The organism is Methanosarcina soligelidi (assembly GCF_000744315.1).
Lineage (GTDB): Archaea > Halobacteriota > Methanosarcinia > Methanosarcinales > Methanosarcinaceae > Methanosarcina > Methanosarcina mazei.
In genome coordinates, this window is record NZ_JQLR01000001.1 from 1,390,197 (window position 1) to 1,410,029 (window position 19,833).

Below are 19,833 nucleotides of genomic sequence, written 5' to 3' on the forward strand. Positions count from 1 at the left end.
GAAGTAAGTATGAAATGAAGAAGAAATTTGTATTTGGTGCACTGCTTGCTGCAATGCTGCTGACAAGCATGGCTATTGTACCAGCAGTAAGTGCACAGGCTGACATTTCTCAAAATAAAGAGCATGCTGATGCAATAGACATTTCGAACAAAAAATCAATTTCTAAGGAAGACCTCAAAAAAGTATCAGAAAATGTGAATGTATTGAAAGAAACCGATGACGAAAAAATAGTATCTTTCAAGAAACAAGATGGATCAATTGGATACACTATTTCATGGAAAGATGAAGAGAATCCTAACAGAGTAAATTTTGCTTTTGTAGATCAGAATGAATTGGTATCCAAAAAGCTCGTATCTGCTTCAAGTCTCAATGATAGTTCGGCAGCTGCAGCAGCAATTTCTGTAGCTAGGACAAGTTTTTGGCATGGAAGTTATATCGAGCAGTATGGTGACACTTTAACAGGGGGAGTGCACATTTACTTCAGCGAAAGAGATGCAAATTGGGTTGCAGATGTGGGAACAGGTGCAGCTGGAGCAATAGGTGCTATCATAGGTTCATTTTTTACACCTACTGCTTCAATAATACTTAGTGCTCTACTCGCTGTAGCAGTGCAAACTGTTTATTGGCAGGAACAGAAGTCCGATGGCAGCTTAGATGTAAGAATACCTTACGCAAATATACCCTCAATGCTATTAACAGGTACGATTTACGTGAAAATTGGTAGTCATTGGTATTGGATTTAATTGAGTGTGGGCTGATTTTTTAATCAGCCAGTTTTTTATTAGGTGGTAACATGCAAAGACAACGTATATTAGGGATTTTAATTTCAATTTTTATGGTTATTGGTATGATCATACTTAGTGAAGTTGTGGCTAAAAATGTAATAAATGATTATATGTCAATCAAAATCTCACTTATGGTATCTTTTCTTATCGGGATTCTTTTCTACTGGGCTGTTGTTAAATTGGGAATTAATTAGAGAGGACTTGCTAAATCTTTGTTTTTTACACCGGTTGCCATAATTTCTACAAAATCATATTTGCACTTTTGTGAAGTCTGCTTTCCCTTTACAATACCAGAAGAGCCTCTCTCCCATCCAGTGGCTTTCAAGTCAGAACTGATCAATAACTCACGGACAAGACCAATCAAAGATCTATTAAACAAATAATGCAGGTAAAAAATTGTCTCATTATCTTTTATATTTTATTGTTATGCTCCTATAAAATTAAAGAATAAAGTAGACAAAAAGGATATATGGAGGAAAAGAACTTGTTCACAGACTCTTTTTGTATTAAAAATAATAAATTTAAAGTTATTTTCCTGACTATTTTTTTGCTTATCTGTAGCTTCGCTGGATGTATAGGCCAAGAATCGATTGAGAATTCTTCTCAGACATCAGACAGTACTAATACATCTGTAAGCAAAGGAGTAGATAATTTAGATATTAATTACTCTGCGATTGAAGTACTTCCACCTTATGATGAATCGGAGTCAGAATGGCTCAAAACAGATGCTTCTAATATAGCTAAAATCGCACTCAAAGACAACCGTGTGAGACAGTTAATTCAGGAAGGAGGGACAATAATGGGTGTGACTTATTCCTGTCATCCAACACCTGAAAATTATGACGGCCCAGGATGTGCTCCCGCTTTGAGAATTCAGTCTGGAAACAAGATAGTAGATTTCCTGGTTGATGAAGAAAAAGAAGTAGTCGTTGAGACGGTTACAGAAATAAATCAAAATACTTCTACTGTTTAGAGTTCCATGTTCAAAGAATCATACAAGCTTTATCCTGGTGAAAGGGCTTCAGAAGCAAAACCGTCCGGTCTTCAATATTCTACTGGAATGAAAAAATATACATTCAAGATTACACTGGATAACGGAATTGAAGAGAAAAACATTCCAATATCCTTACATCGCTGGAGCACCGCTGTCATAGATATAGATTGGGAAAACGAGGATCCAATACTGATAATGGTATATACGGTTTGAGAAGGTGACTATCCAGTTATTTTCTAACAAGTTTCTACATCACTGAAATTTTGTGAAGTCTGCCTTCCCTTTACAATACCAGAAAAGCCTCTCTCCCCATTCAATGGCCTTCGAGTCAGAACTGAACAAGCCTGTGCTTATGTCGTACTCAATACCTTCTTTTTTGTACAGGCTCAGAGAAAGGTGTTTGTCTGTAACAACGAGCCCAACTTTTATATCTTCATCCATGACCATTAATTTGAAGTTTTCATGATTTTTCAGGGCGGCTAGTTTTTCTACGTAAGGTGATAGCTTCAACTCTCCTGCAACATGAAGAGGAACTATAAGCTCAATAGGGATTCCTTCTTTCACCCTTTCAGAAATAGAATCGGCATATCCTTCGGTTACCGCGGACGATATCCCGTATATATGATCTGCTTCTTTAATCATTTTTAACTGGTTATTATAGATATTAAGGATCTCCATGCCTCGATTCTTGAGGATTTCAGACTCATAAAGACATCCGATTTCTTTTAACAGAGGACTTGGAATTTCTTCGAGGTAATGTCTCAACCAGAAATGCTTAAACTTATTAATTGTCCAAAATGTTACAAAAGAGTCAGCTATTCCTGAAGCCACAATTTTTCCTGCTGACGTCAGGAAATACTCATGTTCTTTTGTTTCTATCAGATGATCTGCTTCGAGTTTCCTGAGCTTTGGAATTATTGCCTGAGATGTACTTTCGGTAATTTCACGCAGTTGAGAAAGCTTTCTGCTGCCCTCGTTTAATGATAGAAGTATCTCTGTTAGAAGCCTTGACCTGTATATTGCCTGAACGCCATCATCCATATTCTTATAAATTTCGAAATGATTCATTCTTGTTGCCGTATCTACAGATTTTTTTCTTCACTTTCTTATTAAATTGTTTTGACGTAATATATTCTTTTCTTTGTTGGGGCACGTATGTTGCTACTTTTTTGTTAATTTTATGGTTTAGTGAAGGAAATAATCTCCAAATTATTTGCTGAAAGTAAGATCGAATTCCTGACGTCAATTAGAGCTATGAAACTTTACTATTTTTGATGAAAAAGAGAAGTGGTTTAATGGATGTTAATCAAGCTGATGAAAAATTCATCACCGTAATAAATGTATAGGAGAAGATTAAGAGAGATTTTTGAATGTGAAGTTCAAACAACCCTCCAGAGCAGATTTGAACTTCACATGCCCTGAGGCAAGGGAATGATAGCTTTAAGGGTACTTAAGGCTTGCTCGATCTTGCCTCCTAGGAGATTAGTAGGAGGAAATAAAAATATGAAGCATAGAAAAAAAATGTTGATAGGAGCTTTGTTGATTACGATATCATTGGTCAGCATTATTTCTCCGGCATCGGCGTATACCTACAATGGGCGTTATTGGCATTCCGGATTTGCCCAAGTCGACAAGGATTCCTCAATTCCAAGTTCTTGGTCAAATTCTCTGACTCAGGCTATGAGTGCGTGGAATAATGCTGGTGCAAATTTCTTCTTTTATCAGATAGGGTGTGAAAACAAACTTTACTATACGTCACTTGGATCAAGTGGACCGCTAGCGACAACTACTGAGACATATAGTGGTACCTCGATGACGAAATGTATTGTAAGATTTAATAGTGATAAGAGTTGGTCTACTACAGGAGCATCAGGATATTTCGACGTACAAAGTGCTGCTACTCATGAATTTGGGCACTGGTTAAGTTTGGGTCATTCTAGCAATACTGAAGCAACAATGTACAGTACTATGTCAACAGGGGAAACAAAGAAAAGAAGTTTACACTCCGATGATATAGCAGGTATCTGCTACATTTACCCCTAATAGGTGATGAATTATGACGAGTCGAAACAATGTAAAATATGGAATCGTTTTGGTTGGAGCACTCACTCTGATCGTGTTAGGTTTAGCATTCTCCAACTCTATGCAATCTTCACAAGAAAATAGTAAACCTTCAAATAATATCGATGAGCCCTTAAGCGGTAGCATGAGTTTTTTGCTTGAAGAATACACTCTTGAGGATTTAAGTAAAAATTCTGACGTGATCGTTATGGGTACAGTCAAGGAAATACTTCCAAGTAAATGGAATTCTGCCGACGGAAAAAGACCAGATAAAGTAGTTGAATTCGGCCCTTATGACCTCATCTATACTGATATCATCATAAGTGTAGACAAATATGTCAAAAACCCATTATCATCCGAAGAGGTTATTGTGAGAGTGGAGGGTGGAAAAGTCGGAAATGATACAATGGCGGTAGAAGATGAACCGAGCTTTAAAACAGGTGAAAAAGTTTTGCTATATCTAACTGAAGATACTAGCCCAGGTACTAAAGATACTGGTCCTGAACACTTCAAAGTTACAGGATACATGCAGGGTAAGTTCACATTAACCGATGATGGGAGAGCCATAGGATGGAATCAAAATATTAGTCAGGAGGAGTTATTGAACACAATTTAATAATAAATGCAACTATTCAGGTAGCCTTTTGAAGGCTACACAATTTTTCCCCAGAACAAGGATAAATTGAGTATTAAATGAGGTTTTGTCAAAATTTACGAAAATACGCTAAGAGAAAAAAATGATTTACAGTTTCTATTTAACAAAAGCATATCCGAGAAAGAGATAAAGATATTTTGTGAAGAAAATAAATGGCTATGAACTTTATTATTTAAATAAATATAGAACAGATTCGATTTTTTCCTAACATTATCGGATAAATAAAGAAAGAGAATAGATAGAGTCAAACTTCATCTAAAACTGTTTTGAAGTAACTCTATTCCTATTTCTTTGTCGTCTTTTTCTTTCCAAGCTTTCAATGACCCCAAAGCTGACTTTACTGCTTGCGCTCAGATTTTTGCCAGTAACCGTACTTTCTAGGAAGTGTTTTTCTGCAGGGGTGCGGATGATTGGGCTGATGCGAGTCTTTCGGGCTTCATACTGTCCGGCGAAATTACAAGTATATGACGGTAAATCTTCAGTTTTCCACTAGGACAAAGCTTTACTTCCCCGTCTCTTTTTACAGTTAACCGTTTGAAATGACACAATATTAATATTACTTTATTAATATGACCTCTCAAGTTTCATATACTAACTTTAAGTAAAATGGATTCTGACCTATATTCCATCCTTTGATTATATGCAAATCCCTAATTATGGTTAATTTGTAAATCTATTAACCTTGACTTCCATAATATAAACCATTAATTCATGATTGCCATGACAAACCCACCACGGCTTATTGCATGGGAACTGACTGCAGGCTGCAACCTGAACTGCGTGCACTGCAGGGGAGCTTCCACCTCTTCAGTTCCCGAAGGCGAGCTTACAACCGAAGAAGCGAAACACTTCATTGATGATGTTGTGGAGCTTGGAAAACCAATCCTCATCCTGAGCGGAGGCGAGCCTCTTACCAGAACGGACGTCTTTGAAATAGCCCGCTACGGCACTGATGCCGGGCTCCGTGTAGTGCTCGCAACAAACGGGACCCTTCTGACCCCTGAGATCGTGAAAAAATTAAGAGATGCCGGAGTGCAGAGGCTGAGCATCAGCCTTGACGGAGCGACTGCAAAGACTCATGACGAGTTCCGCGGCGTGCCCGGAGCCTTTGAAAGGACGCTTGCAGGCATTGAAATTCTCAGGAAAGCAGATTTCCCCTTCCAGATCAACACCACGATTTCAAGGCGCAACCTTGAAGAAATCCCGAAGACCTTTGAGCTTGCAAAAGAGCTCGGGGCAGTTGCTTACCATGTCTTTTTCCTTGTGCCCACGGGAAGGGGAGAAGAGTCCGATGAAGTTTCCCCTGCAGACTATGAGCGCGTCCTTCACTGGTTCTATGACATGCAGAAAGAATCGGAAATCCAGCTGAAAGCGACCTGTGCTCCTCATTATTTCAGGATAATGCGCCAGAGGGCAAAAAAAGAAGGCATTGAAATTTCCGTAAAGACCCACGGCTATGAAGCCATGACAAAGGGCTGCCTCGGAGGGACTGGTTTCTGTTTCGTGTCAAGTGTTGGTGAGGTCTATCCCTGCGGCTACCTTCCGGTGCTTGCCGGGAATATAAGAGCACAACCTTTCAAAGATGTCTGGGAGAACTCCGAGGTCTTCAGGAAATTGAGGGATCCCGAAGAGCTTAAAGGAAAGTGCGGGATATGTGAATATAAAAAAGTCTGTGCAGGCTGCCGGGCAAGAGCCTATGCTGCCACGGGTGACTATCTCGAAGAAGAGCCTTACTGCATATACAGGCCCGGAAAAAAGTGATAGTGATCGAGATGATTGACATTGATAGTTTAAAAGATCAGCTCCGAAAAGAGGCTGCCGAGTTTTCCTGTGATATGGATCCTAATGACAGGGAAGTTCCGGTAGTAGAACTTGATGAGACGGACAAAAGAATCCTAAACCTTATCCAGCAGGAAGTCCCCCTCGAAGTCGAACCTTTTGCAAGATTAGGCGAGATTCTCGGGCTTCCGGAAACCGAAGTCATTGAAAGGCTTCGAGAACTTAACAGGAAAGGGGCGGTAAGAAGGGTAGGTCCTGTCCTCAACACGAGAAATATGGGGGGCGTAAGTACTCTTGTAGCCCTGAAAGTCCCCGAGTCCCGCATAGAGGAAATTGCTATTTTTATTAACGAATATCCCGAAGTTTCCCATAATTATCTCAGAAGTGCTGCACAGTATAATCTCTGGTTTACGCTTTCGGCTCCAGATAAAAACAGGCTTGAGGAGATTCTCAGTGAAATTCGGGAGAAAACAGGCTGTCCTCTTCTTGATCTTCCTACCAAGCACCTGTTTAAGATTCAGGTAAAGTTTGATATCAGGTGAAATTATGGATAAAACGGATGTAAAACTGTTAAAACTGGTGCAGGACGGAATTCCTATCACTCATTCCCCTTTCAAAGGATTTGCTTCTGAACTTGGAATCAGTGAACAGGAGGTTGTTGACAGGCTTAAAAACCTCCAGAAAGCCGGGAAGATCCGTCGCTTTGCGGCTTCAATCGGGCACAGAGCCATAGGCATAAAAGCCAATGCAATGTGTGTCTGGAATGTTCCTGATGAGCAGATCGAAAAAGTAGGGAATATCATGGCTGAATTTCCCGAAGTCACTCACTGTTATGAACGCCCCCGCTATCCTGACTGGCAGTATAACCTGTTTACAATGGTCCATTCCTATAACCCTGAAGACTGCGAAAAAGTAGCTGAGAAAATTTCGGAAGCTACCGGAATTAAGGACTACACCCTTTTCTTCAGCGAAAAAGAGTTTAAGAAAACCGGGGTAAGGCTTTAAGGGCTGGCTGTAAAAGCTGGCTTTAAAGTATTTATTACCCGTTTATTATTCATTTATTACGTACTTATTACCCAATATCGCTCATTTATTTCATTTACCCAGAATTTATTAAACACTATTATTAAACACCAATCTATCATTAAACACCAATCTATCGTTTACCGTAGCTTTCATTTGCGAGGTCTCTGAAAATGGCTGAAACAAACAATTTTCTCCCCCTCATGCTTGACCTTTCAGGCAGGAAAATAGTGATTTTCGGAGGCGGGTCGGTCGGGGAGCGCAAAGCCGAACTTTTCTGCGGCTGCGCGGACACAGTTGTCGTCAGCCTCGACTTTTCCGAAAGGCTTCAGGAGCTTGAGGCATCGGGTCAGGTCCGTTTGTCAAAGCTTGACCTTACGGTAGCCACGGACTCCGAACTCAGGGAAATCGTTTCAGGGGCTTTTCTTGTCATCCCTGCGACCAGCAGCTCCGAGCTTAACCGGAAGATAAGTAATATTGCCGGGGAAAGCGATATTTTGATTAATCAGGTGGATGCTTTAGGTAGTGTTGTAATCCCCTCGGTCATCAAAAGAGGAGACCTTGTAATAGGGATTTCCACCCTCGGGCATAGCCCTGCGGTCTCTAAATATACCCGTAAACAGATAGAAAATGTGATAACTCCTGCATATTCCGATATGATCCGGCTTCAGGACGAGCTCAGGAGTTACCTAAAACTGCATATAAAAGAACAGAAAAAAAGGAAAGTTCTTCTCTGGAAGGTCCTTGAAAATGAAAAAGTCTGGAACGGCTTTTCCGAATCCTACGAAAAAGCGGCAGAAGAAGCATATAAGATAATTTCGGACAATGTCGGTAATTTCGAATAATATTGAGTAATCAAATAACCTGGAACAATCTCGAATCACCCTGAGTAATCTCGGGCATTCGTTCTTTAATGGAAACCCTTTAGTGAAAAACGGCTGAGGATTTCCGGACAAAGTTTAATTTATAACTCCTTATATTATTCATTCTATTCCCTTATTCATTCTATCCGGAGGCTCTCTGTGACAGAAATCTCAAGTATGGTTATATCCCATAAAAAAGCAAAAGTTGAGGAAATGGAGTCCGCCTGGCACGGAGACCTGGACGGTCTGCTTCGTAACCTTTACAAGCATGAGTATGTGTATGAGTGCGTCGTTTTAAAAACCTGCAACCGTGTTGAAATCTACGTTGTTTCCCCCAAGAGCAGCAGTATACTTTTCTCTTTTGCAAAAGAAATGGGAGCTTCCACCCATATTATTGACTTTTACGGGCATGACGAGTCCCTGGAACACCTGCTGAGGCTTGCAGGAGGCCTGGAATCCATGATTGTGGGGGAAGACCAGATCCTCGGGCAGATTAAGGACCTCTACGCTTATTCGAAGAAAGCCGGGACAACCGGTAAAATCCTTGAAACGGCATTTGAAAAAGCCATTCAGGTAGGAAAAAGGATAAGGAATGAGACCCGGATCAATAAAGGTTCGGTCTCCATAGGCTCTGCTGCCGTGGACCTTGCTGAAGATATCTTCGGGGGGCTTACAGGAAAAAACGTGCTTGTTATTGGGGCAGGAGAGATTGGAGTCCTTGTCGCAAAAGCCCTTGCCGAAAAGGATATTGAGGCTATCTATATTGCAAACCGCACTTATAAAAAAGCCGAAGAAATCGCCTACGAACTCGGCGGGCACGCGGTCAGGCTTGATGATATCAGGGCTTACCTCCCTGGTGCTGATGTAGTAATAAGCGGTACGGGAGCCCCTCATTATATCCTTACGCGTGAAATTGTTGAAGAAGCTATAAAGTGCAGGGAAAGGAAACTCCTTCTTATCGATATCGCAAACCCCAGGGACATTGAGGAATCCGTTGTGGAGCTTGAAAATGTCGAACTCTGCAATATCGACAACCTCAGGGTCATAAGTGAAAGGACTCTCAGGATGAGGAAAGAAGAAGCAAAAAAAGCCGAAGCTATCATTCAGGAAGAGATCCGGCTTTTAAACCTCCAGTACAAACGCCATAAAGCCGACAGGTTGATTTCCGAGCTCTACAAGCAGGTATATGATGTCCGGCTAAGAGAGAGGCAAAAAGCTGTCAACCGTTTAAGTTCCTATCATACGATCGGGGATATAGAAACCGAGGTTCTTGACGACCTGACCCGTTCTATTGTTAACAAGATCCTGGGAGAACCTACCAAAGTCCTCCGCCAGGCTGCAGAACTCGGGAACGAAGAGTTTCTTGATGTGGTTTCAAGGGTCTTCTGCCTCGACAAGGAGAAGGTGAGATTTGAAAAAATAAAACAGGCAAAGTTTGACCATATAAAACCCGGCTGTACAAAAGAACAGGCAGAGGTCAAAGAAGAATACGCTGTAAAAGATTAAACTCGGGGTACAGGAAAATAAAAAACGGAATAATTCAAGGGTTAAAACAAAAATACTAATCCAGTTCACAGTAAAAAATAATCAAATAAATTTACAGATAAAACAAATCAATTCTCAATAAAAACAATCAAATCAATTCACAGGTAAGCATTTCATATTTCAGGAGTGATCACATGTTTCCAGAAATCAGGTTGAGAAGGTTGAGAAAAGGGAAGATCAGGGACCTTGTGCGTGAGACCACCTTATCCGTGGACGACCTGGTTATGCCCATTTTTGTGAATGAGAATATTGATTCCCCTGTTGAGATCTCTTCCATGCCGGGAATATACAATTTTCCACTTTCTGAGGTTGCAAAAGAAGCAAAAGAGATTGCAGACCTCGGGATTCCGGCAGTGATCCTTTTCGGAGTCCCTGCATTCAAAGATGCCGAGGGCAGCACTTCCTGCGGGGAAAACGACGTGGTTCAGGAAGCTGTTAGGAGAATCAAAGCCGAACTTGGAAACAGGCTTGTTGTGATCACGGATATCTGCATGTGCGAATTCACAAGCCACGGCCACTGCGGAATAGTCGACTTTGAAACTCAGGAAGTCCTGAATGACCCCACCCTGGAAGTCCTGGGAAAAATTGCTGTCAGCCACGCAAGAGCCGGAGCAGATATGGTAGCTCCTTCAGGAATGATGGACGGGATGGTAGGTGCAATCCGTATGGCTCTTGACGCAGGCGGGTTTGAGAATATTCCTATTATGTCCTATGCCGCAAAATATCATTCCTGTTTCTACGGTCCTTTCAGGGAAGCTGCAGAATCCGGTTATTCCTTCGGGGACCGTTCAACCTATCAGATGGACCCTGCAAACAGTGACGAAGCTCTCAGGGAGGTAGCCCTTGACGTGGCAGAAGGTGCGGATATTCTTATGGTAAAGCCCGGGCTTCCTTATCTTGATATCGTGTACAGGGTCAAGAGCGAGTTCGGCATGCCGACAGCCGCATACAATGTGAGCGGGGAATATTCCATGATCAAAGCCGCAGCAGCCAGCGGCTGGATTGATGAGAAAAAAGCTATTTACGAGTCCCTTATCTCTATCAGGAGGGCGGGAGCGGATTTCATCATCACTTACTTTGCAAAGGATGCTGCCAGGATGCTGAAATAACAGCTTTTTCAGGTATTATTTTTTAAGGGGCTTCAATCTGTTTTTTCCTTTCCTTTTACTTTTCATTTTTAAGCCTGCCTGTTAATTTTACCTGTATGCGACCATCATAATCGCCTGTGTGCTGTCATTATAATTGCCTCCATCAAAAACTGCTTAATAGGGGAAGGCTCTGTTATATGGATGAATAAGAAGCATAGAAAAGAGAATCATCCAGATCCAGAGGCTCTCTATGATTCAATAATTCCAGAGCCTCTTCGCTTTGATTTGATTTACTTACTTATCTAAATTTGATTTACTTACTCAATTTAAATTTGATTTACTTACTCAATTAATCACTTACCCCTTTATCAAACGTTCAAGTCTATCCGGTGAGAGTTCATGGTATCTGAGATTACACTTGAGAAGTCCAGACAGATGTATGAGAAAGCAAAAACCCTTATTCCGGGCGGGGTTAGCAGCCCGGTAAGAGCTATCAAGCCCTATCCTTTCTATACCGCTTCTGCTAATGGTTCGAAGATAAGGGACCTTGACGGAAATGAATATATTGACTACTGCCTTGCCTACGGGCCTGCTGTCCTCGGGCATAACCATCCTGTCATAAAAGAAGCAATCAGGCAGCAGCTTGACAGGGGCTGGCTTTACGGGACCCCTACCGAGCTTGAAGTAACCCTTGCAGAAAAGGTTGCAAGCTACTATCCGAGCATTGACATGCTCCGTTTTGTGTCTACAGGGACGGAAGCGACCATGAGTGCCCTCCGCCTCGCCCGCGGCTTTACGCGCAGGAACAAATTCATCAAGATTGAAGGCGGGTTTCACGGAGCCCATGACGCCGTGCTCGTAAAGGCAGGTTCGGGAGCAACAACCCTTGGAGAGCCTGATTCTCTGGGCATCCCTGCAGATTTCACGAAACACACCCTGCAGGCTCCTTATAATGATATTGAGACGATGACCTCGCTTGTGGAAAAGAACAGGGACGACCTTGCAGCAGTGATCATAGAACCTGTACTCGGAAATATAGGCCCTGTGCTGCCACTTCCGGGATACCTCGAAGAGCTCAGGAAACTCACGGAAGAAAACGATGTACTTCTTATTTTCGATGAAGTCATCACAGGATTCAGGCTTGCTATGGGCGGGGCACAGGAATATTTCGGAGTCGTGCCTGACATGACCACTCTTGGAAAGATTGTGGGCGGAGGCCTGCCTATCGGGGTTTTCGGAGGAAAGCGTGAGATTATGGAAATGATCGCACCTTCAGGAGCTGTTTATCAGGCAGGTACATTCAGCGGTAGCCCGTGTTCAGTGGCTGCAGGCATTTCCATGGTCGATTACCTGAAAGAGGAAAATATTCATGCAAAGCTGAATTCAGCCGGCGATTATATGAGGGCTGCACTTTCGGAAATTGTCGAGGACGAAGGGCTTGATTACCACGTATGCGGAATAGCTTCCATGTTCAAGATCTTCTTCGGGGACGAGCCGCATAATTACCAGGAAGTCCTGAAATGTGATAAAGAAGGTTACCTTGCTTTCTTCCACAGAATGCTTGCAAGCGGGGTTTTCCTGCCTCCTTCACAGTTTGAGACCAACTTCATATCAGCAGTCCACAGTGATGAGGATATTGAAAAGACCCTTGAAGCTTATTTGGAAAATCTCTGAGTGCTTACGTTCCTGAAGATTTGTCTCTCTGAATTATATTTTAAAACGTTTGAGGATTCCACATGATAATAGGCACCCGGGGCAGCCAGCTTGCGCTTGCCCAGACCGAGAATGTTGCACGCCTCCTTAAAGAAAAAGGCGTTGAAACCAGTATTAAGATTATAAAAACCAGCGGTGACCGGTTTACTGACCGCCCTCTGCACGCCGTATCCGGAGGAGTCGGGGCTTTTGTCCGGGAACTGGACGATGTCATGCTTGCAGGGGAAATAGATATCGCAGTCCATTCCATGAAGGACATGCCCACAATCCGCCCGAAAGCGATTCCCACCGTTGCAGTCCTGAAGAGGGACACACCTTTTGATATTCTGCTCACATACGACGGGACTCCGCTTGACGAGCTTCCTGAACAGTCAATTATAGGCACAAGTTCCCTGAGAAGGACTGCCCAGATCAGGAGGTACAGGCCTGACATTATTACCCAGAACCTCAGAGGCAATATCGACACAAGGCTCAGAAAACTCAGGGAAGGTCAGTATGACGGGATTATGCTCGCGAAGGCAGGTCTTGAACGCATGGGCTGGGAGATTGAAGGGGAAATCCTTTCCCCTGACTTTTTCTGCCCTTCTCCTAACCAGGGCACGGTTGCAGTGGTAACAAGAGAAGGCACCGAAGCTGAAGCCGCAGTTTCCATGCTTGACCATACCGAAAGCAGGATTGTTACCGAAATCGAACGCATCCTTATCGCCGAGCTCGGAGGGGGATGTACAACTCCTGTGGGTTCGTATGCTGAAATTACACCTGACAGGCAGGAAATCCATGTCCGGGCTGAAGTCCTTTCTCTTGACGGCAGGGAAGCTATCAGGATCGACGAATTTATCCCCCTGCGCGGAGGAATTGAGAAAGCCAGGGAACTCGGGCACAGGCTCGTGGAGATGGGCGGAAGGAGACTTGCTGAGGAAGCGCTCCTTCAGATTTCCAGAGGTGCCGATTCCGAAAATTCCTGTGATTATTGATGCAGAAACTGCCTGCGGGCAGGAAACGGAGTTATTTAATGTATACTCTTACCGGACTTAAATTAAAAAATCCCACTATTCTTGCAGCCGGGGTGCTCGGGACAACCGGGGCTTCCCTCTGCAGGGTCGCACGTGAAGGGGGAGCTGGTGCAGTTGTGACCAAATCCATAGGTCCTGCTCCCAAAACCGGGCATCCAAACCCGAGCATGATTGAGCTGGACTGCGGCTTTTTAAATGCCATGGGGCTTCCAAACCCTTCCTATCCCGGCTTCCTCCAGGAGCTGGAGTTTGCAAAAGAAAACTCTGATGCTCCGGTAATTGCAAGCATTTTCGGGGGCACCCCTTCCGAATTCTCTGAAGTTGCAGAGGGGCTGCTCCCGGCAAAGCCCGATGCTTTTGAACTTAACGTGAGCTGCCCCCATGCAGAGGGTTACGGGGCTGCAATAGGTACCAACCCCTGCCTCGTTGAAGCAGTTACGGCGGCGGTAAAGGATGTTGTCAATGTACCTGTCTGGGTCAAGCTGACCCCCAATGTTGCGGACATTACATGCATTGGAAATGCAGCCGAGTCCGGGGGCGCGGATGCCGTTGTTGCGATCAACACGGTAAAGGGAATGGCTATTGACATTGAATCCGGGTACCCTGTGCTTGGAAACCGTTCAGGAGGGCTTTCGGGAAAAGCTGTTAAGCCCGTAGCAGTAAAATGTGTTTATGACCTTTTCACTGCCCTGGAAATCCCGGTAATCGGCGTGGGAGGAGTTTCTTCCTGGGAAGACGCTGTGGAAATGATAATGGCAGGTGCAGCCGCTGTTCAGGTTGGGTCTGCAGTATATGACAGGTTAGATATATTCTCTGAAATAGGCAAAGAAATAGAAGCTTTCCTCAAAAGAAAAGGCTATTCTGATATAAAGAAAATTACAGGGCTTGCCCACGAGATGGTCTGATGCTTCCTCTTAATGCTACCATAACACAGATAATTGAAGAATCCCCTCTGATCAGGACTTTTTTCTTTGACCACAAATTTGAGGATATGGAACCGGGCCAGTTTGTAATGGTCTGGGTCAGGGGTGTGGATGAGGTTCCTATGGGGCTCTCAAGAAATAATTCCATAACCGTCCAGAAAGTGGGCGAGGCGACTTCAAAGCTCTTTGAGTTAAAAGAAGGAGACTCTTTCGGGCTCAGGGGTCCTTTTGGAAAAGGTTTTACCCTTCCTGCAAAAGGAGAAAAGGTTCTTATTATAGCTGGCGGGGTTGGAGCTGCTCCTCTTTCACCGTATGCCGAAGCAGCTTCTGCGGCAGGTGCGGAAGTGAATACCGTTCTCGGGGCAAGGAGCGAGGAGCATCTGCTTTTTGAAGGTCGTTTCGAAGCTCTCGGAAACGCTTATGTGTCAACTGATGACGGTTCAAAAGGAGTTAAAGGGTTTGTGACTGATGTACTCAAAAACCTTGATGTTACATCCTATGACAGAATTGCGGTCTGCGGACCTGAAATAATGATGGCTTCGGTTTTCAGGTTCCTTGAAGAGAGAGAAGTGCTGGAAAAATCAGAGTTCAGCCTTCACCGTTATTTCAAATGCGGTATCGGGGTCTGCGGGGCGTGCTGCATAGACAGTTCCGGCCTCAGGGTCTGCAAGGACGGGCCTGTGTTTTCCGGCACTCAGCTCACAGGTTCCGAGCTCGGGAAATACTCACGGGATGCCAGCGGGCGAAGAGTTAAAATTTAAGTTTGGATATATCCTCTTAAAAAATGAAAGAAAGCGGAGTGAAAGACCCGCAAAAATAGGATAAGGAAGGCGAAGATATGATTGGTAGGTTCAGGTCAGAAGATACCATTTTTTATGGAGAAATTGAAGGTGGGCGTGTTTATCCCAATGGAGGGACCTCTGCCGGGACGTTTGAACTTTCGGAACTTCGCGTTCTGCCCCCTTCCTTCCCTTCTAAAATTGTCTGTGTCGGCCTGAATTATAGGGATCATGCTGAAGAGTTTTCTATGGAAATCCCTGAATCCCCTGTCCTTTTTTTGAAGCCTCCTTCTGCGGTTATAGGGCATGGGGACAAGATCATTTATCCTGCATCCAGTACAAGGGTGGACTTTGAAGCCGAGCTTGCAGTCGTTATCGGAAAGCGCTGTAAAAACATTTCAGCCGAAAAAGCCGAGGATGTCATTGCAGGATATACCTGTTTTAATGACGTGACCGCACGTGACCTTCAAAGAAAAGACGGACAGTGGACAAGGGCAAAGAGCTTTGATACCTTTGCTGCCCTCGGACCCTATATAGTATCTACGGAAGAATTTGATATCTCCGATGCAAAGATTTCCTGCAGGGTAAACGGGGAAACAAAACAGTCCTCAAGCACTTCAAACTTAATTTTTGACATTCCCCACCTTATTGAGTTCATCACCGAAATTATGACCCTGGAAGTGGGAGACGTTATAGCTACAGGAACACCCTCGGGAGTTGGAGAACTCCACAGGGGGGACACAGTGGAAGTCGAGGTCCAGGGGATAGGAACACTTAGAAACGAGGTTGTCTGATGCTGCTCGAGAATATTGCAACCGAACTTGAACTTACGGAGCGCCACCTGATCGTGCTCAAAAAGGTAATTGAAGAAGGTCCCATAGGAATCCTTAAACTTGCAGAGGTTACCGGGATGCAGAACCATAAGGTGCGTTATTCCCTTCGAGTCCTTGAACAGGCAAATCTTATAAAACCTTCAGCTCAGGGAGCTGTTCCCGGGGATGCTGTCCATAAATTCCTGCAGAACTTCGAACAGGAAGTTAGTAAGATTGATGAAAAAGTGTCCCGGATAAGGGAGATTGAAGCTTCTATCCCGAAGTAAAGGCATTTACCTGAAAGTCCTTTCCGAACGATTTTTGCTCTCAGGCTCTTTCTCTGGAGTTCCTGGCTTCGGTGACTTTTTATAACCCTATTTACATGTTTTTCCGCAATTGTCCCTTTCAATATATCGGGGACTGTCCACCTCTGTGCGGATTATCCATTCAGTTAAAATTTATGATATTCTTATCGCCTCAGATTAAGATTTAATCAAGGTTTATTTCTGGAGAATTTTCTATGACCTTAAGTCCTGAAGATATTAAAATAATTGAAAAATACGCTCTTCAAAATGCTGTAAAATACGGAAAAGCCCCACAGCCCAAAGCTGTTATGGGTAAAGTTATGGGGGAATGTCCCCAGTTAAGGGCTGACCCCAGCGGGGTATCTGCTGCCCTTGAAAATATAGTTTCAGAAATTGCTAAAGGAAACCCTGAAGCCTGGGAAGCCCGCCTGTCGGAAATCGCTCCCGAGCTTATAGAGGCTCTCAGTGTAAAGAAAGAGCCTGACAAAGGCTTAAAACCCCTTGAGGGAGCCGAAACCGGTAAGGTTGTAATGCGCTTTGCCCCAAATCCTAACGGACCCGCAACCCTGGGAAGTTCAAGGGGAATGGTTGTCAATTCAGAGTATGTAAAGATGTATAAAGGAAAGTTTATCCTGCGCTTTGATGACACTGACCCTGATATAAAGCGTCCCATGCTCGAAGCCTATGACTGGTACATGGACGACTTTAAATGGCTCGGGGTTGTTCCTGACCAGGTTGTATGTGCCTCTGACCGTTTCCCGATTTATTACGATTATGCAAGAAAACTGATTGAGATGGGAAAAGCCTATGTCTGTTTCTGTAAAGGAGAAGACTTCAAAAGGTTAAAAGACTCCAAAAAGGCCTGCCCTCACAGGGACACAGACCCTGAAGAAAACCTTATGCACTGGGAAAAGATGCTTGCCGGAGAATATGAAGACCAGCAGGCTGTGCTGCGCATAAAGACCGATATAGAGCACAAAGACCCTGCACTTCGGGACTGGGGAGCATTCAGGATTAGAAAAATGTCCCACCCACGCCCTGAGATTGGAAATAAATACATCGTCTGGCCCCTTCTGGACTTTGCAGGTGCTATCGAAGACCACGAGCTCGGTATGACCCACATCATCCGGGGTAAAGACCTTATCGACAGTGAAAAACGGCAGACATACATTTACAAATACTTCGGCTGGACATACCCGAGAACAACTCACTGGGGCAGGGTAAAGATCCATGAGTTCGGAAAGTTCAGCACAAGTACCCTGCGTAAAGCTATCGAATCCGGAGAATACAGCGGCTGGGACGACCCCCGCCTGCCGACAATAAGGGCAATCAGGCGCCGTGGAATTAGGGCTGAAGCTCTCAAAAAGTTCATGATAGAAATGGGAGTCGGGATGACCGATGTGAGCATCAGCATGGAATCTCTTTATGCCGAGAACCGCAAAATAGTGGACCCGGTTGCAAACCGCTATTTCTTTGTCTGGAACCCTGTGGAGCTTGAAATTGAAGGCATGAAACCTGCGGTCGCAAAGGTCCCCCGTCACCCAACAGACCATGCAAGAGGAATGAGGGAAATATCTATCGAAAATAAGGTTCTTGTCTGTGCCGAGGACATTGAAAAGCTCAATGTAGGTTCTGTCCTCCGCTTAAAAGACCTCTGCAACGTTGAAATTACTTCCCTTTCCCCGCTGCGGGTTAAGCGCTCCGAAACCTCTCTCGAAGACCTCAAAAAAGCAAAAGGAAAAATCATCCACTGGGTGCCGGTTGATGGAATTCCTGTGAAAGTCCGCGGGCCAGAGGGCGATATCGAAGGGACAGGAGAACGCGGGATCGAGACCGAGCTTGATAATATTGTCCAGTTTGAACGCTTCGGTTTCTGCAGGATCGACGCCGTAGACGGAGAAAATGTCGTGGCGTACTTTGCCCACAAATGATCAGGGAAAGAAAGCGGACAGAAAACGCCCGTTCTTTTCTTTCTATCTCTTTTTTCCTGTCTTTTATTTCAGTTACTTTCTCCTCTTCAGGAAATAAGCCGCTCCGGCTGCCATTATTGCAAACCCGATTCCCGGTGCCGGGGTGCCGTTTTCAGAAGTTTCTGTTTCAGCAGTTTTATTTTCTTCCCCTTCTGGTCCGTTTTCTCCTGTCTGCTCGCCCGCGGGGTTTTCAGTCTCATTTACTTCCACGCCTCTGGTTTCCATGCCCAGTTCATAAGCTTCGGCATCCAGTTTGTTTTCAAGGGCAGTGACAGCGCTGGGAACTTTAGGGAAAAGCGGAGAGTTATCGGACCCGCCCCCATTTAACGTGTATGAGGCATCACATATCCCATTGCTGTTTTTATCCTCGCAGGTCTCGCTGTAACCTGTGCCTTCAATGTCTGCCCAGAAGTTCCCGCCTATATAGGGCCCCCTTATAAGGTTTCTTTTGACTGCCAGGGTGCTCTGCCAGGTGTTGTCTGCATTTGCGGCGTTCTCTTCAATGTTTTCGGTGTTTTTAAAGTAATTATTGAAGAAAATGTTCCTGCTGCTTTCCTCGAGGGAGATTCCTGGCCCGTAGTTATAAGCAATAAGGTTGTCCTGAATGGTGTTTGATCTGGAGCTTTCGAGCCTTAATCCTGCTTCGTTCAGGGTTATTACGTTCCCGTTTATGTTATTACTCTCTGCATCCTGCAGGAGAATCCCGTATTTTGAATTTTGCGCTCTGTTATTATTGATAAAACAGCTTGTAGCTCCTGACAGTAAAATACCTGCTTTTTCCGAATCCTCTACCCCAAAACCGCTGAAAGTTACCCTTTCCCCGGTTATTTCTACGGGACTTTCTGCAGGGTCAGCCGGCCTTACAATCGTATTTTCAGGGTTTCTCGAGTCAGACCAGATTCTTACCTGTTTGTCTATTTTGAGGTTTTCAACATAAGTTCCCGGGCTTACAAATATAGTGTCCCCTGCATTTGCAGCATCCACGGCAGCCTGAATTGTAGTATAGCCTTCTTCTGCTTCAGGGTCTACATGCAGGTTTGCTGCAGAAGCGGCAGAAGACATGCATATAACTGCCAGAATAAGGACAGTTGCTGTAATTTTTAATGCCTGTGAGCCCTTTTCTTTTATATTTTTCATATTTAGTTCCCCTTTTACTCTTCCATTTCTTTACAATATCTTTGTTTTATTTTATCTTTTTAAAAGCCTTTAATCTTCTATTTTTCTCATTTCATCCTTTTTCCAGGAAAGGGTCTTATCTATTTTTCACAAATGAATCACGTTTATTTTTCAGAGATTATTCTTTCAATATTTTATTAGAAAAAAGATTCGTTTGAAATGATATATTTTTGGGACTCTAAATTCTGAACAATTATTCTTGAAAAGCTGGGGTTGAAAGACTAAAATAGCTTGCTGGTCTGGATCAGGCGGCTGCCGGAGGCAACTTACAAAACCGGAGCTCCAGATTAAAAGCTAAAACAGCTCCAGATTAAAGGTTAAAACTCTTGAAATCTAAAATCCTTAAAAC

The 19,833-nt window shown here is 43.9% G+C and carries 21 protein-coding genes; 18 read left to right on the top strand and 3 right to left on the bottom strand.

What is annotated here, in order from left to right:
• The first annotated feature begins 14 nt into the window (after positions 1–14).
• Positions 15–743 carry a hypothetical protein gene (locus tag M886_RS06090; protein WP_015412043.1) on the top strand — a complete coding sequence of 243 codons (729 nt, stop codon included), beginning with the start codon at positions 15–17 and terminating at the stop codon, positions 741–743.
• Between the two features lie 232 nt (positions 744–975).
• Here M886_RS06090 and M886_RS19085 read toward each other — a convergent pair whose 3' ends face one another.
• On the bottom strand, positions 976–1,149 hold the full coding sequence (locus M886_RS19085; protein ID WP_155395388.1) for a hypothetical protein: 174 nt from the start codon (positions 1,147–1,149) through the stop codon (positions 976–978).
• Positions 1,150–1,254: 105 nt separating this feature from the next.
• On the opposite strand from M886_RS19085, the gene M886_RS06100 reads away from it, so the two are divergent.
• Both M886_RS06100 and M886_RS06105 read left to right on the top strand, forming a co-directional pair.
• Positions 1,255–1,758, top strand: coding sequence for a hypothetical protein (locus M886_RS06100; RefSeq protein WP_080503046.1), 504 nt, complete (start codon positions 1,255–1,257; stop codon positions 1,756–1,758).
• 6 nt (positions 1,759–1,764) lie between these two features.
• Positions 1,765–1,992, top strand: coding sequence for a hypothetical protein (locus tag M886_RS06105; protein WP_011033662.1), 228 nt, complete (start codon positions 1,765–1,767; stop codon positions 1,990–1,992).
• 39 nt (positions 1,993–2,031) lie between these two features.
• Here M886_RS06105 and M886_RS06110 read toward each other — a convergent pair whose 3' ends face one another.
• Positions 2,032–2,847 carry a helix-turn-helix transcriptional regulator gene (locus M886_RS06110; RefSeq protein WP_048050867.1) on the bottom strand — a complete coding sequence of 272 codons (816 nt, stop codon included), beginning with the start codon at positions 2,845–2,847 and terminating at the stop codon, positions 2,032–2,034.
• 435 nt (positions 2,848–3,282) lie between these two features.
• Here M886_RS06110 and M886_RS06115 point away from each other — a divergent pair, with 435 nt between their 5' ends.
• The 15 genes from M886_RS06115 to M886_RS06185 all read left to right on the top strand — a co-directional run bounded on the left by M886_RS06115 (position 3,283) and on the right by M886_RS06185 (position 18,269).
• Positions 3,283–3,822 (top strand): matrixin family metalloprotease, encoded by a 540-nt coding sequence (locus M886_RS06115; RefSeq protein WP_157858614.1) that lies wholly within the window; start codon positions 3,283–3,285, stop codon positions 3,820–3,822.
• A gap of 13 nt (positions 3,823–3,835) precedes the next feature.
• Positions 3,836–4,456: a hypothetical protein gene (locus tag M886_RS06120; protein WP_011033676.1), complete on the top strand. Its 621-nt coding sequence runs from the start codon at positions 3,836–3,838 to the stop codon at positions 4,454–4,456.
• A gap of 750 nt (positions 4,457–5,206) precedes the next feature.
• A complete protein-coding gene (gene ahbD, locus M886_RS06125) occupies positions 5,207–6,256 on the top strand; it encodes a heme b synthase (protein ID WP_048044122.1) in 1,050 nt (349 codons plus the stop codon).
• An 11-nt stretch (positions 6,257–6,267) separates the two neighbouring features.
• Entirely contained in the window at positions 6,268–6,816 is a 549-nt protein-coding gene (gene ahbA, locus M886_RS06130) for a siroheme decarboxylase subunit alpha (protein ID WP_048036267.1), read from the top strand.
• A gap of 4 nt (positions 6,817–6,820) precedes the next feature.
• The gene (gene ahbB, locus M886_RS06135) at positions 6,821–7,279 is read left to right on the top strand and encodes a siroheme decarboxylase subunit beta (RefSeq protein ID WP_015412057.1); all 459 of its coding nucleotides are present in this window, start codon (positions 6,821–6,823) and stop codon (positions 7,277–7,279) included.
• Between the two features lie 191 nt (positions 7,280–7,470).
• Entirely contained in the window at positions 7,471–8,142 is a 672-nt protein-coding gene (locus M886_RS06140) for a precorrin-2 dehydrogenase/sirohydrochlorin ferrochelatase family protein (RefSeq protein ID WP_048050868.1), read from the top strand.
• Between the two features lie 177 nt (positions 8,143–8,319).
• Positions 8,320–9,666, top strand: coding sequence for a glutamyl-tRNA reductase (hemA, locus tag M886_RS06145; protein ID WP_048050869.1), 1,347 nt, complete (start codon positions 8,320–8,322; stop codon positions 9,664–9,666).
• A 173-nt stretch (positions 9,667–9,839) separates the two neighbouring features.
• The gene (gene hemB / locus M886_RS06150; RefSeq protein ID WP_048040527.1) at positions 9,840–10,814 is read left to right on the top strand and encodes a porphobilinogen synthase; all 975 of its coding nucleotides are present in this window, start codon (positions 9,840–9,842) and stop codon (positions 10,812–10,814) included.
• A 378-nt stretch (positions 10,815–11,192) separates the two neighbouring features.
• Entirely contained in the window at positions 11,193–12,467 is a 1,275-nt protein-coding gene (hemL, locus tag M886_RS06155) for a glutamate-1-semialdehyde 2,1-aminomutase (RefSeq protein ID WP_048040529.1), read from the top strand.
• Positions 12,468–12,529: 62 nt separating this feature from the next.
• Positions 12,530–13,480, top strand: a complete 951-nt coding sequence (gene hemC / locus M886_RS06160; RefSeq protein ID WP_048036256.1) for a hydroxymethylbilane synthase — start codon at positions 12,530–12,532, stop codon at positions 13,478–13,480.
• A 38-nt stretch (positions 13,481–13,518) separates the two neighbouring features.
• Positions 13,519–14,424, top strand: a complete 906-nt coding sequence (locus M886_RS06165; protein ID WP_048036268.1) for a dihydroorotate dehydrogenase — start codon at positions 13,519–13,521, stop codon at positions 14,422–14,424.
• Positions 14,424–15,203, top strand: a complete 780-nt coding sequence (locus tag M886_RS06170; RefSeq protein WP_048038111.1) for a dihydroorotate dehydrogenase electron transfer subunit — start codon at positions 14,424–14,426, stop codon at positions 15,201–15,203. The genes M886_RS06165 and M886_RS06170 overlap by 1 nt, the downstream gene beginning before the upstream one ends.
• A 77-nt stretch (positions 15,204–15,280) precedes the next feature.
• The gene (locus M886_RS06175) at positions 15,281–16,015 is read left to right on the top strand and encodes a fumarylacetoacetate hydrolase family protein (protein ID WP_048038114.1); all 735 of its coding nucleotides are present in this window, start codon (positions 15,281–15,283) and stop codon (positions 16,013–16,015) included.
• Positions 16,015–16,320, top strand: coding sequence for a hypothetical protein (locus M886_RS06180; RefSeq protein ID WP_011033688.1), 306 nt, complete (start codon positions 16,015–16,017; stop codon positions 16,318–16,320). The genes M886_RS06175 and M886_RS06180 overlap by 1 nt, the downstream gene beginning before the upstream one ends.
• A gap of 233 nt (positions 16,321–16,553) precedes the next feature.
• Complete coding sequence (locus tag M886_RS06185) at positions 16,554–18,269, top strand: glutamate--tRNA ligase (protein ID WP_048038116.1); 1,716 nt, start codon at positions 16,554–16,556, stop codon at positions 18,267–18,269.
• 72 nt (positions 18,270–18,341) lie between these two features.
• Here the strand turns inward: M886_RS06185 and M886_RS06190 are convergent, their stop codons facing one another.
• A complete protein-coding gene (locus tag M886_RS06190) occupies positions 18,342–19,445 on the bottom strand; it encodes a right-handed parallel beta-helix repeat-containing protein (RefSeq protein ID WP_048050870.1) in 1,104 nt (367 codons plus the stop codon).
• Between the last annotated feature and the right edge of the window lie 388 nt (positions 19,446–19,833).

Bases quoted from the DNA above. Each gene is read 5' to 3' on its own strand.
- M886_RS06090 (WP_015412043.1), top strand. From the start codon at position 15: ATGAAGAAGAAATTTGTATTTGGTGCACTGCTTGCTGCAATGCTGCTG.
- M886_RS06100 (WP_080503046.1), top strand. From the start codon at position 1,255: ATGGAGGAAAAGAACTTGTTCACAGACTCTTTTTGTATTAAAAATAAT.
- M886_RS06105 (WP_011033662.1), top strand. From the start codon at position 1,765: ATGTTCAAAGAATCATACAAGCTTTATCCTGGTGAAAGGGCTTCAGAA.
- M886_RS06110 (WP_048050867.1), bottom strand. From the start codon at position 2,847: ATGAATCATTTCGAAATTTATAAGAATATGGATGATGGCGTTCAGGCA.
- M886_RS06115 (WP_157858614.1), top strand. From the start codon at position 3,283: ATGAAGCATAGAAAAAAAATGTTGATAGGAGCTTTGTTGATTACGATA.
- M886_RS06120 (WP_011033676.1), top strand. From the start codon at position 3,836: ATGACGAGTCGAAACAATGTAAAATATGGAATCGTTTTGGTTGGAGCA.
- ahbD (WP_048044122.1), top strand. From the start codon at position 5,207: ATGATTGCCATGACAAACCCACCACGGCTTATTGCATGGGAACTGACT.
- ahbA (WP_048036267.1), top strand. From the start codon at position 6,268: ATGATTGACATTGATAGTTTAAAAGATCAGCTCCGAAAAGAGGCTGCC.
- ahbB (WP_015412057.1), top strand. From the start codon at position 6,821: ATGGATAAAACGGATGTAAAACTGTTAAAACTGGTGCAGGACGGAATT.
- M886_RS06140 (WP_048050868.1), top strand. From the start codon at position 7,471: ATGGCTGAAACAAACAATTTTCTCCCCCTCATGCTTGACCTTTCAGGC.
- hemB (WP_048040527.1), top strand. From the start codon at position 9,840: ATGTTTCCAGAAATCAGGTTGAGAAGGTTGAGAAAAGGGAAGATCAGG.
- hemL (WP_048040529.1), top strand. From the start codon at position 11,193: ATGGTATCTGAGATTACACTTGAGAAGTCCAGACAGATGTATGAGAAA.
- hemC (WP_048036256.1), top strand. From the start codon at position 12,530: ATGATAATAGGCACCCGGGGCAGCCAGCTTGCGCTTGCCCAGACCGAG.
- M886_RS06165 (WP_048036268.1), top strand. From the start codon at position 13,519: ATGTATACTCTTACCGGACTTAAATTAAAAAATCCCACTATTCTTGCA.
- M886_RS06170 (WP_048038111.1), top strand. From the start codon at position 14,424: ATGCTTCCTCTTAATGCTACCATAACACAGATAATTGAAGAATCCCCT.
- M886_RS06175 (WP_048038114.1), top strand. From the start codon at position 15,281: ATGATTGGTAGGTTCAGGTCAGAAGATACCATTTTTTATGGAGAAATT.
- M886_RS06180 (WP_011033688.1), top strand. From the start codon at position 16,015: ATGCTGCTCGAGAATATTGCAACCGAACTTGAACTTACGGAGCGCCAC.
- M886_RS06185 (WP_048038116.1), top strand. From the start codon at position 16,554: ATGACCTTAAGTCCTGAAGATATTAAAATAATTGAAAAATACGCTCTT.
- M886_RS06190 (WP_048050870.1), bottom strand. From the start codon at position 19,445: ATGAAAAATATAAAAGAAAAGGGCTCACAGGCATTAAAAATTACAGCA.